The organism is Variovorax sp. WS11 (assembly GCF_010499245.1).
Classification (GTDB): Bacteria; Pseudomonadota; Gammaproteobacteria; order Burkholderiales; family Burkholderiaceae_C; genus Variovorax.
Genome location: NZ_JAAGOW010000005.1, coordinates 1,157,500 through 1,169,265, shown reverse-complemented (window position 1 = coordinate 1,169,265; position 11,766 = coordinate 1,157,500). Strand labels below are relative to the sequence as shown.

Annotated in this window: 11 protein-coding genes and 2 pseudogenes; 9 read left to right on the top strand and 4 right to left on the bottom strand. The window is 64.3% G+C overall.

All coding sequences use genetic code 11. The features are described from left to right. Positions 1–293: 293 nt before the first annotated feature. Positions 294–377, bottom strand: a pseudogene (locus tag GXN78_RS42350) (transposase); the annotation flags it as partial. Positions 378–412: 35 nt separating this feature from the next. Beyond that, a complete protein-coding gene (locus tag GXN78_RS40100) occupies positions 413–706 on the bottom strand; it encodes a hypothetical protein (RefSeq protein WP_164256202.1) in 294 nt (97 codons plus the stop codon). 233 nt (positions 707–939) lie between these two features. Between GXN78_RS40100 and GXN78_RS40095 the strand changes: the two genes are divergently transcribed. The 9 genes from GXN78_RS40095 to GXN78_RS40055 all read left to right on the top strand — a co-directional run bounded on the left by GXN78_RS40095 (position 940) and on the right by GXN78_RS40055 (position 10,675). After that, positions 940–1,929, top strand: coding sequence for a quinone oxidoreductase (locus GXN78_RS40095; RefSeq protein ID WP_106558042.1), 990 nt, complete (start codon positions 940–942; stop codon positions 1,927–1,929). A gap of 217 nt (positions 1,930–2,146) precedes the next feature. Further along, positions 2,147–3,820, top strand: coding sequence for an FAD-dependent oxidoreductase (locus GXN78_RS40090; RefSeq protein ID WP_106558041.1), 1,674 nt, complete (start codon positions 2,147–2,149; stop codon positions 3,818–3,820). Between the two features lie 5 nt (positions 3,821–3,825). Beyond that, complete coding sequence (locus GXN78_RS40085) at positions 3,826–4,902, top strand: cupin domain-containing protein (protein ID WP_106558040.1); 1,077 nt, start codon at positions 3,826–3,828, stop codon at positions 4,900–4,902. A gap of 10 nt (positions 4,903–4,912) precedes the next feature. Then, positions 4,913–5,800: a fumarylacetoacetate hydrolase family protein gene (locus GXN78_RS40080; protein WP_106558039.1), complete on the top strand. Its 888-nt coding sequence runs from the start codon at positions 4,913–4,915 to the stop codon at positions 5,798–5,800. A gap of 10 nt (positions 5,801–5,810) precedes the next feature. Further along, a complete protein-coding gene (locus GXN78_RS40075) occupies positions 5,811–6,947 on the top strand; it encodes a PrpF domain-containing protein (protein ID WP_106558038.1) in 1,137 nt (378 codons plus the stop codon). A 23-nt stretch (positions 6,948–6,970) separates the two neighbouring features. Further along, complete coding sequence (locus GXN78_RS40070) at positions 6,971–7,939, top strand: tripartite tricarboxylate transporter substrate binding protein (protein ID WP_106558037.1); 969 nt, start codon at positions 6,971–6,973, stop codon at positions 7,937–7,939. Between the two features lie 5 nt (positions 7,940–7,944). Further along, entirely contained in the window at positions 7,945–8,655 is a 711-nt protein-coding gene (locus GXN78_RS40065) for an FCD domain-containing protein (protein WP_106558036.1), read from the top strand. 12 nt (positions 8,656–8,667) lie between these two features. After that, positions 8,668–9,534, top strand: coding sequence for an oxaloacetate decarboxylase (locus tag GXN78_RS40060; RefSeq protein ID WP_106558092.1), 867 nt, complete (start codon positions 8,668–8,670; stop codon positions 9,532–9,534). A gap of 238 nt (positions 9,535–9,772) precedes the next feature. Then, positions 9,773–10,675: a zinc-binding dehydrogenase gene (locus GXN78_RS40055; RefSeq protein ID WP_219910082.1), complete on the top strand. Its 903-nt coding sequence runs from the start codon at positions 9,773–9,775 to the stop codon at positions 10,673–10,675. Here GXN78_RS40055 and GXN78_RS40050 read toward each other — a convergent pair. Together GXN78_RS40050 and GXN78_RS41820 are read right to left on the bottom strand one after the other, a co-directional pair. Then, a complete protein-coding gene (locus GXN78_RS40050) occupies positions 10,633–10,809 on the bottom strand; it encodes a hypothetical protein (protein WP_239143162.1) in 177 nt (58 codons plus the stop codon). The two genes, GXN78_RS40055 and GXN78_RS40050, sit on opposite strands and share 43 nt — an antisense overlap. Before the next feature lie 306 nt (positions 10,810–11,115). Next, a pseudogene (locus tag GXN78_RS41820) lies at positions 11,116–11,277 on the bottom strand (transposase); the annotation flags it as partial. Between the last annotated feature and the right edge of the window lie 489 nt (positions 11,278–11,766).

Here is an 11,766-nt window from a genome sequence, read left to right as displayed (position 1 = left end):
ATGCAAGTTTGAATCGGGCCAATCGTGACTAGGACAAACCCTAGTCGCAAGCCCTTCGCCGGCCCCGGTAATGGCGCCCTGATTTATCCGAGAGTTCGCAGGGCGGGGGGCGGGTGGCGCGCTCTTCCACCGCTGGGGCATCATCGGCCGTAGGTCACGCTGGCAGCCGCCAGGGAAGCCTGCGCGGTCAAAGTCTGGAGTTCGCCGCATCGGGGCGACCTTCAAGCTCGGCGCTGCATGTCGCGGCACTTGGCGGCGCATACGATTGGGCGAAGAGCTTGCGGAGTACCGCAGTTGAGCAAGAGGTTTGCGTTGATGCCGTGCTCCTGCGCGATGGCAGCGACCGACGCACCAGGTTCCAGGCTGCGTTCGACCAACTCCTGCTTCAGCTTTTCGCTGGGTAAGCGCGGCCTCAAGGCCCTCTTGACGCCAACTGGCTGACGAGGTCGACGCTGCTCAGACGTCGAGCACATGGAAGCAGTGCATGGAACGGCACCCGCCAGGTCCCGGCATCGCCGGTACCGAGGGTTGGCGTGCGCGGATTGATGCGCACAATCACGCCGGTGATGTTGCGACCATCGCGGTCGTTGAACGTCGCGGTGTCTTCGCGTTGGAACTCGCGCGCATGTGTTTTTTCGCCGGCAGGCTCCGGTGGCGGCTCATAGGCAGCCTCCTCGCGACGTTCGGCACCGTGATAGCCCTGCATCGCCAGGCACGGTCTTCCAGGTTCGCTTGGTGCCTTCTTCCAGTACCGTCGCCTGGGTATCCCGCATGGCGATGATCTTGCCGCGGCGCATCTGACCGTCGCGGAAGTCGACGAACTGCACAGACTGGCGCGGCATTTGCATCCTGTTCGATTTGACTCTACCATTCTGGTCCGACCATCATGGTCCGACCAGAATGAACCCAACCACTTTATTGATATGACTGAAGGCTGAAATGCGTGCAATCATGATCGATGAGTACGGCGGGCCTGAGGTTGTGCAGATTCGTCGAGACGTTTCTCTACCTTTTCCCAATCGCAACGAAGTCCAGGTGCGGGTGGCCTGCGCCGGCATCAACTTCATGGATGTGCACACCCGGCAGGGCAAGTACAGGAATTCACGCACGTATCCCATACGGCTTCCGTGCACCCTCGGCATGGAAGGTTCGGGGACGGTTACGGCACTTGGCGCGGGGGTATCCCACCTTACCATTGGCGACCGCGTCGCCTGGTGCATTGCCTGGGGGAGCTACGCGGAATACGCCTGTATCCCGGCAGAACGAGCCGCTCGCATTCCGGAGAACACCCCCTTCGAGATGGCGGCGGCTGCCATGTTCCACGGCTGCACCGCGCACTACCTCATTGAGGAGGTAGGAAGGATCGGACCGGACAGCACCTGCTTGATTCATGCTGGATCCGGCAGCATCGGCCAGCTTCTCATCCAGCTGGCAAAGGCGCGCGGCGCGACCGTATTGGCAACGGCAAGTACGCCCGAAAAGCGATCGGTTGCCAAGTCGCAGGGCGCTGACGTTGCCATGCCCTACGACAACGGCGGGTTCGCCGAAGCCGCGCGCGCACTCACCAAAGGTCGAGGCGTTGACGTCGTATTCGACTCAGTCGGCCTCGCCACATTGCGCCACAGCATGCGCGCAACGCGCACCCGGGGACTCGTCATCAACTACGGCAGCGTGTCCGGATCGGTGACGAACCTGGATCCGATGGAGCTCGGGGAATCAGGCTCCTTGTTTCTCACTCGGCCACGTCTGGCCGATCACATGCGGGACGCGCACGAAGTGCAGCGGCGTGCAGACGCGGTGTTCTCTGCGATAGGCAGCAACTCACTGCGAATTCAGATCGAGGGCGAGTACACGCTCGACGAAGTGGCACGCGTCCACGAGCGCATCGAACAGCGCGAGCAGATCGGCAAGTCGATCGTGCGTCTCTGAACCCTCTCAACTGCCCCTTAGTTTTTTGAAACCCACATCCATGTCAGTTCATCCTGGAACCTTGTTGGGAGGATCGGCAACTGGAGAAGAACCTCGGGGTGCCGCTTGCCGATAACCCACCCACCGGCGCGGGATTTGTGCACCCGTCGATTTGGTCCTATCATCTTGGTCCGACCATGTTGGTCCTACCAAGTTAACGCCCAACCACTTTACTGCCATGACGATTTCCTCCCCTTCAGTCCTCATCATCGGCGGCGGCCCTATCGGATTGACGCTGGCCGGCGACCTCGGTTGGCGTGGCATCTCCTCCACGTTGGTCGAGAGGGGCGACGGCAGCGTCGCCCAGCCGAAGATGGACATGATCGGCATCCGGTCGATGGAGTTCTGCCGCCGCTGGGGCATCGTCGACTGGGTCGAATCGGCGGGCTACAACCGTGACTATCCGCAGGACTGCGCGTGGGTCACCGACCTCAACGGCTACGAGTTCGGCCGCGAGCCATTTCCCGCCCCCAGGCAGGAAAAGCCGCCGGTGCACAGCCCGCAAAAGCGCGAGCGCTGCCCGCAGAACTTCTTCGACCCCGTGCTGCAGCGGTTCGCCCGCCGCTCCCCTTGCGTCTCTCTCGAGTTCAACACGGAACTGCTGGACTTCGAGGACAAAGGCGACGGCGTGGTGGCACGCGTGCGCGACGTGCGCTCCGGCGAGACGCGCACGCTCCGGGCCGACTACCTGGTCGGCTGCGACGGCGGCGCCAGCATGGTGCGGCAGCAACTGGGCATCGAGATGGTGGGCGACGCGGTGCTCACGTACACCACCAACATCATCTTCCGCTGCGAAAACCTGGAACAGCTGCACGACAAGAAGCCGGGCTATCGCTTCATCTTCATCGGGCCGGAAGGCACCTGGGCCACGCTGGTCGCGATCAACGGGCGGGACCAGTGGAGGTTCTCCCTGATCGGCGACGCGGACAAGCGCACGCTGACCGAGGCGGAAACGCGGGCTGCGATCATTCGCGCCGTGGGCAAGCCCTTCGAGTTCGAGATCCTCTCGACGCTGCCGTGGGTGAGGCGCCAGCTCGTGGCGCGCCAGTACCGCAAGGGCCGCGCCTTCATCGCCGGTGACGCCGCCCACCTGACCTCGCCCACCGGAGGCTTCGGCATGAACACCGGCCTGCTCGACGCGGTCAACCTTTCCTGGAAGGTGGCTGCCGTCATCGATGGCTGGGGTGGCGAGCACCTGTTGGACAGCTACGAGGTGGAGCAGCTGCCGGTTGCGGTTCGCAACGTAGGCGAAGCCACCGAGAACCTGCGGCGCATGCTGTCGCCGCGCATCCTGCAGCCGGATGCGCGGATGTTCGACGGCAGCGACCCCGCGGCAGAGGCGGCCCGGCGCGAGTACGGCCAGCGGTACACAGAGATGATGAGTCGTGAGTGGCATTCCATCGGCGTGCACCTCGGGTATGTCTATGAAGGATCGCCCGTCGTGGTGCCGGACGGAACGCCACCGCCGCCCTTGCAGACCTCCAGCTACACGCCGACGACGCGGCCGGGCTCGCGCGCGCCCCACGCCTGGATCGGCGAGACCAAGTCGACACTGGACCTGTTCGGCAAAGGCTTCGTGCTGCTGCGTTTCGGCGCAAAACCGCCGGCGGTCGATCTGCTTCAGGAAGAGGCCGCCAGGGTGCGGCTGCCGCTGCAAGTGGTCGACCTCGCAGGCGAGGCTGTCGAAAAGCTCTATGAACGCCGGCTTGTGCTGGTGCGCCCCGACGGCCAGGTGGCGTGGCGCGGTGACGCCCTTCCCGCAGACGTCGCAACGCTGGTCGACACGGTGCGCGGCGCGATCGCGGGCGAGCGGCCACCGGTCTCCTTCGATGCGGTGATCGCGGAGGCTTGAACGTCATGGCCGAACAACAAACCATGGTTGACGAGGCCGCCCGCCGAGCGCTGAAGGAAGATCTCGCGAAGTTCAACTGCCGCGTGCAGCAGCCGGACGATCCGCTGCTTTTCTCGCGCACGCCGCAGTCGGCGATGGAGACGGTGCACTGGAAATGGACCGACCTCGAGCCGCTGCTCGATCGACTCGGCAAGCAACTCGCGCTGGAGCCCGGAGGCAACCGGCGCACGCTGCGACTGCACAACCCGGGTCTTCCGTATGGCACGACGCACACCTTCTGGGCCTCGATCCAGATGATCCTGCCTGGCGAGATCGCCAGCAACCATCGCCACACCGCGAACGCCTTCCGCTTCATCATGAAGGGCAGCGGCGCCACGACCACGGTCAACGGCGAGTGCTACCCGATGCACGAGGGCGATCTGGTGCTCACCCCCAGCATGATGTGGCACGACCACGAGTATCACGGCGATACACCGATGATCTGGCTGGACGTGCTGGACATCTCGCTGATGCGGGCGATGCACGCGACGTTCTTCGAGCAATCACAGGAACTGCAGCAGAAGCCCGATCAAGTGCCGGATAGCTCGAGGCGGCGCTACGGTAGCGGGCTGATGAGCCCACCCGGCCCGCGGCCGAGCGGATCGGCGAACCCGCTGCTCGCATATCCGCGCGCCATCGCGGAGCAGGCGCTCGAGCAGGCGGCCGGAGTGCCGGCCGATCCGTTCGACGACGTGGTGCTGGAGTACCGCAACCCGACCAACGGCGGACCGGTCATGAGCACGATGGGCATGCGCTTGCAGAAGCTGCGGCCCGGCGTCCACACGCAGGCGCGCCGCCACACCGGCAGCAAGCTTTACTACGTGGTGCGCGGGCGGGGCACCACCATCGTGGAGGGACAGACCTACGACTGGAACGCCGGCGACTTCCTCGCCATCAAGCCCTGGGCGTGGCACGAGCACCTGAACCGCTCGACCGAAGACGCGCAGCTGTTCCAAGTGAACGACTTTCCCGCCATGTCAGCGCTCGGGTACTACTTCGAAGAAGCCCTCGCCGACAACGGCGGCCATCAAAAACTGCCTTGAGCCTCTCACCATGAAGATCGCATCTTTTGACGATTACCGCATCGGCGTCGTTGACGGCAACACCGTCCATGACATGACCTCGGCGCTGCCGGAGTTCCTGGCGCAACTGCCCCGGCAGCGCGTGAACTGGCTCGTGAGCCACTGGCCCGAGCTGCGCTCGAAGTTCGCCGACTACCGGAACTCGGGCAGGGAGCTGCCCCTCGCCTCCGTGAAACTGCTGCCAGCGAATCCCGGCCCCCAGCACGTCTTCGCGGCGCCCGCCAACTACTGGAAGCACATCGGTGAGCTCGGCGCCCGCTCGGTCACTACTGGCGGGCGCTCCGCGCGCGAACAGGGCTTCTTCCTCAAGGCGCCCGGCTCCTTGGTTGGCGCTGGCGGCACCCTGCTGCTGCCCAAGGGGTCTCAACGCCGCTTCGACCACGAGTCGGAGCTTGCGGTGATCATCTCCAGGAGAGCGCGCAACGTGGCACGGGCGCACGCGATGGAACACGTCTTTGGCTATTCGTGCCTGATAGACGCCACCATGCGCATCGAGAAGGGCGTCGCGGAGGAAGAGCGTTCGATGCGCAAGTCGTTCGAGACGTTCACCCCTCTAGGCCCGTGGATCGTGACTGCTGATGAAGTCGCGGAACCTGGATCGCTGAAGAACAAGCTGTGGGTGAACGGTGACCTGAAGCAGAACGCCAACACGAGCGAAATGATCGTAGGAATTGCAGAGCTGGTGGAGCTGATCTCGTCAGTGGTGACGCTGGAGGCCGGTGACGTGATCGCCACCGGAACGCCGGAAGGCGTCGGCCCTTTCGCTGCCGGCGACGAGGTGCGCATCGAGATCGAGCGGATTGGCAGCATGACACTGCCGGTGCGCGAGTGTGAGCTGCGCGCGCCGCGGCCGTATTAAGGTAGCCCATATGCGCCGCCGCTATCCAGCAGCGTTCATTCGGGGCGGCACCAGCAAGGCGCTGGTGTTCCATGCCCGCGACCTGCCCGCCGATCGCGCCGAATGGGACGAGATCTTCCTGAAGGCAATGGGAACGCCCGACCGCTACGGCCGCCAGCTCAATGGCATGGGTGGCGGCGTCTCCTCGTTGTCGAAGGTGTGCGTGGTCGGCCCGCCGACGGTCCCAGGTGCTCACGTGGACTACACCTTCGCCCAAGTGCAGATTCAGGACGCCGTCGTGGACTACAGCGGCAACTGCGGAAACATGTCTTCCGCGATCGGCCCATTCGCGTTGGATGAGGGCTTGGTGGATGCGCCGCGCAGCGGCGAAGCCTGCGTTCGCATTCACAACACCAACACACGCAAGATCATCGTGTCGCGATTTGAAGTGCGGGAGGGCCAAAGCATCGAAACCGGCAAGCTCGCCATCCCGGGCGTGGACGGTGCGGGTGCCCCGGTGCGGCTGGACTTCCTCTCGCCCGGCGGCGCATCCACGGGCAAGCTGCTGCCGTCCGGCAAGGCGGCGCAGGAGTTCGAGCTTCTCGGCGTAGGGCGTGTGAACGCGTCGCTGGTGGACGCCGCCAATGCCTGCGTCTTCGTGGCCGCGGCCGACCTCGGGTTGACCGGCGGCGAGTCTCCCGATGAACTGGGGTCGAATGCGCGGGCCATGGGCGCACTGGCTGAACTGCGCCTGCAGGGGTCGGTCGCGATGGGCATCGCGCCCGACATCGAGGCGGCGGCCGCGATCCGGATGATTCCGCTGATCGCCATCGTCAGTGCGCCCCAACGCACTACCACACTGAGCGGAGAGGCCATCGAAGCCGGCGAGACCGACCTCGTAGTGCGCATGCTCTCCAACGGGCAGCCGCACCGCGCCCTGCCGCTCACCGGCTCCCTCTGTACCGCAGTCGCGATGCAGATAGAGGGCAGCGTCGCGGCCCGGCTCGCGCGAGCGCGCCGGGATCCCTCCGCGCTGCGCATCGCGATGCCGTCCGGCATCCTCACCGTGGCAGCGGAAGTGGTCCGGGACCTCAACGGCTGGCACGCCGCCCACGGCTCTTTCTATCGCACCACCCGCCGCCTCTTCGACGGGCACGTCTACGCTTAAACAATCATCAGAAACCGCAAAACATGACCCTCCAGCGCCTCACCGCCGTTTGCCTCTTGGCTGCGACCGCCCTCACCGCCCACGCCCAAAGTTATCCGAGCAAGCCGATCACGATCATCGTTCCGTTCGCCCCGGGCGGCGGGGTCGACGTGCTGACCCGCGCCATCGGCTTGAAGCTCTCGGAACGCTGGAAGCAGCCCGTCGTGGTGGAGAACAAGACAGGGGCCGGCTCCGCCATCGGCACGGCGCAGGTCGCCAGGGCGGCACCGGATGGCTACACCCTGCTCGCCACCGTCAACCAGACGATGGTCGGCAACCGTTTCCTCTACAAGAAGTTGGCGTACGACCCCGACAAGAGCTTCGAGCCGATCAGCATGATGGTGAAGGCCGATCAGCTGATCGTCGCCAACGCGCAGCTGCCTGCCAACACGCTGAAGGAGGTGGTCGAGTTGGCGAAGAGGAAGCCAGGCACCATCAACTACGGCTCCTTCGGCAATGGCAGCCAGCCCCATCTGCTGTTTTCCGTCCTGAAAGATCGCGAGAACGTCGACATCGCGCACATCCCGTACAACGGTGTCACTCCCAACCTCGCTGCCCTCGCCGCAGGAGACGTGCAGCTCGGCTCGGCCAGCGCGGGCGTGATCCTGCCGCTGGTGCAGGCGGGCAAGATCAAGCCGATCGCGGTCGCCGGAGACGCGCCCATCTCGCAGTTCCCGAACGTCACGACGACCACGCAGCAGGGCTATCCCTACGCAAAGGTATCGATTTGGTACGGCCTGTTCGCACCCGCCGGCACCCCTCCCGAGATCGTCAATCAGATTCGCTCTGCAGTGCGAGAAGTGCTCTCCGATCCGCAGTTCGCCGAGCAGCAGGCCACCAGCAAGGGCTTGACGGTGATTGCGAGTGACGGCAAGCAACTGCGCGACGCGATCGCCAAAGAGGCTGAAGTCACGGCCGCAATGATCAAAGCTGCAGGCGTGGTCGCGGAGTGAGCACTATGACCAACGAAGCGCGACTCTTCGACAGTATTTCGGACGACATTCGGTCTCGAGTGGCGCGCGGTGAACTGAAGCCCGGACAGAAGCTAAGGTCCGAGCGCGACCTTGCGGAGCACTACGGGGTCTCCCGTTCAGGCGTGCGGGAGGCGCTTCGAGGTCTGGAGCGCGGCGGGGTGATTGAACTTCGAAAGGGTCCCAAGGGTGGTACTTTTATCCGGGGCGCCGATCCGGCTCTCGTGACCCAGTCGCTCAACGACGTCATCAGCTTGGGGGCCGTTTCGATAGCCAGCCTCACCGAAAGCCGGACGATTGTCATGACGGCGGTGACCCGCCTCGCCTGCGAGCGCGGGACCGATGCGGACTTTGACCGCCTCGACGCAAGCATCACGCTGACCGAACAACTTGCCAAGGCGGGCGACCTCGAGGGCCGACGCATCCAGCTGCTGTCCTTCTACCGCTTGCTAGGCGAAACCACGGGTAACGAAGTGCTCGTGATCCTGGTGTCCTCCCTGACTGATCTCGTGCTGAAGCTGATGTCGCAGTACGACGTGGGGCCGTGGCCCACCACGTCCCAGACGCACCGGAAGATCGTGGGCTGCCTGCGCCGTCGCTCGGGCGACGAAGCCGTGGCACTGATGGCGGGTCACTTGGACAAGCTGCATGCCTACTTTCGTAAGTCCGCCATGAAAACGACCCCGCGCGCGCCCTGATTGGATATTGCGATGAACTCTTCACTCGGCGCGCTCCTACGCGCCAAACTCAACGAGCGCCGTGGCTTGCTTGTGCCAGGCTGCGGGAACGCACTTGCTGCCCGTGTCATCGAGACTCTCCGCTTTGAGGCCGTTTACCTCAGTGGCGCCGGCTTGACGAACAGCTTTTACGGTATCCCGGATCTCGGCTTCATCCATCTTGGTGACGTCGTCCAGCACACTGCCGCGGTTCGCGATGCCGTGCAGCTACCTCTCATCGTCGACGCAGACACGGGTTTCGGAAACGCGCTCAATGTGCGACAAACGGTGCGTGCACTGGAGCGGGCCGGCGCCAACGCCATTCAGCTGGAAGACCAGGTCATGCCCAAGAAGTGCGGACATTTCGCCGGCAAGGGCGTGATAGACGCGGGCGAGATGGTGGGAAAGATCCGGGCAGCGGCAGATGCTCGCAGCTCAAGTGACTTCCTGCTGATCGCGAGAACGGACGCGCGCGCCGTGCATGGTCTGGAAGACGCGCTGGAACGCGCGCAACGTTATGCGGAAGCAGGTGCCGACGTCACCTTCGTGGAAGCGCCGACCAGCGCAGGCGAGCTTGAGCGCATTGCGCAGTTGCCGCTACCCCAGGTTGTGAACGTTGTGATCGGCGGTAAGACGCCGGCGCTGCCTACCACCGAGTTTGCCCGCATGGGCTTTGGTATGGTGCTCTATGCCAACGCCGCCCTGCAAGGCGCTGTGCGGGGCATGACGAACGCGCTCAGCCAATTGCAGCAGCAGGGCATCCTCGAGGAGGATCCGGCGCTCGTAGCCACTTTCGCAGAGCGTCAAGCGCTGGTGCACAAGCACGTATTCGACGAACTCAATCGACGTTACGGCGCATAAGGAATGGCGAACGCGCCGCACGTCCGACTAAACCAATACCTGCTTCCAGGCCTCGCCGCTTCGCACCGGCCACGACCGGCCCTGCCGCGACAGCGCACGACATGTAACCGTCCCAATACAGAGGAATCCGATGAAAGCACTGCTCCTACAAGGCCCGGGTCAGCCCCTTGTGTGCGTCGACCGCCCCGACCTCCCGCCATCTCCCGGAGAAGCGACGGTCTCGCTTCGATGTGCCGCATTGAACCACCGCGATGTGTGGATCCAGAAGGGCGACTACCATGTCCTGAAGTACCCGGTAGTGCCCGGTGCCGATGGTGCCGGGATCGTGACCGATGTTGGCGAGGGCGTGGACGCATCGCTCATCGGGCGTGAAGTCATCATCAACCCGGGACTCTCCTGGGGGGACAAGGAAGACAGAGCGGCACCGGACTTCTATCCCCTCGGATCGCCCCGTGACGGCACGTTCGCCGAGCGTATCAATGTTCCCGCGATGCAGCTCGCCCCAAAGCCAGCGCATCTCGATTGGGCGCATGCCGCGGCCCTGCCGCTGTCGGGCGTGACGGCTTTCCGGGCGCTCCGTTCACGGGCTGACCTCAAAGCGGGTGAGCGGGTGCTGATCACCGGTGTGGGCGGAGGCGTTGCGTTGTTTGCGATGCAGTTCGCGTTGGCACTCGGCGCGCAGGTGTACGCCACGAGTGGTTCGGACGAAAAAGCTGCCCGCGTGCGCGCGCTTGGCGTGTCCGGCACGGCGAACTACCGCGATCCAAACTGGCCGGCACACCTTCGCGAACAGGTGCCGCAAGGTTTCGACGTCATCATCGACAGTGCGGTTGGCCCCGGATTCCAGAATTTGGTCGAACTGGCGGCTCCAGGAGGACGCATCGCCTTCCTCGGCTTCACGGCCGGCGGTGACGTGCAGTTGGACGTCAGGCCCATCTACCGCAAGCAACTGAGCATCCTCGGCACAAAGATGGGTTCCCCGCGGGACTTCGCGGCCATGGTGGGCTTGGTGGAATCCAGCTTGATCCAGCCCATCGTCGACCGGACGTTGCCGATGTTGCGTGCGAACGAGGCCTACGCAATCGTCGACCGTGGCGATCAGTTCGGCAAGATCGTTCTGGTGAACGATTTAGGTAGCTGATGAACGACCCCTACGATTTCATCGTGGTCGGCGCCGGGTCCGCGGGCGCCGCGCTGGCCGCGCGGCCCGCGCTTGCCCTGGAAGATGAAGACGTGACCGCAGAACGAATTCGCTGCAAGCGCCGTCTGCACCATGGCGGCCAAGCCATCGAAGCCGTTCCTCATGTCGGTGTGGCCGGCCACGATCCACACGCGCGTGTTCGAGGGAAAGCCGATCACGCGATGGCACCCAGCAGGCGCAGCACGCAGCGTACGCCGGCTTCATCGACTGCACCTTGCAGTCGCACGCGGGTGGCACCAACGTCGATCTCGATTACGCCGCTTGAAGGGCGCGGCGCGATGGCCTTGTTGGTCTTGGCCGCGGGCTCCATCTGTACCGTCACCGGCAAGAGCGTCGGCGACGCTGCGGGCCTCAACTGCTGGAGCCTGCGCGCGCAGGCGAAGCCGGCGCCAGTTGAACAGGAGGTTCGCGTTGATGCCATGCTCCTGCGCGATGGCGGCGACCGACGCGCCAGGTTCCAGGCTGCGCTCGACCAATGCCTGCTTGAGCTCTTCGCTGTGCTTGCGCCGGGTGTCCTTGCCCGAAGTGACTCGCTTGTCCATGTGTGCACGTACCGGTTGCGGGCAGCAGGTCGTTCTCAACTTGATGGAGAGCCACCACCCGTCATGGCGAGTGGTTTCCGAAGAGCAAGGGCCATCGATCTTTCCGTCGGTCGACTCGACAACGTGCGGCGCTCACCTCTTAGTCCGAGATGGACGCATCATCTGGTGTTGAGAGGTTGACGGTTCGGCGAGGATCCAGCAGTAGGGGTGCGCACCGCAGCGGAGTAGTCCTTGGGTAGTCGGTATCATCTTGGTGCCGGCAGCCACATCCTCAGTGCCATGATCTACCCTGGCGAGGTCGATTTGACAAGGCTTGCACACCGGAAGCCTGTAGCGGCTGAGTAGTAGTGTCCCGTTCTGGCTAAGTAGAGATGTCGCAAAGGAGCACCTACTCGGTCCGCTCACCCGTTCGCAGAGCGACGCACTCGTCGGACGCATCACCGAACACTTCCTTCGTGAGGGTTTGGCGTTTGGGCGGTCGAAGTGCCT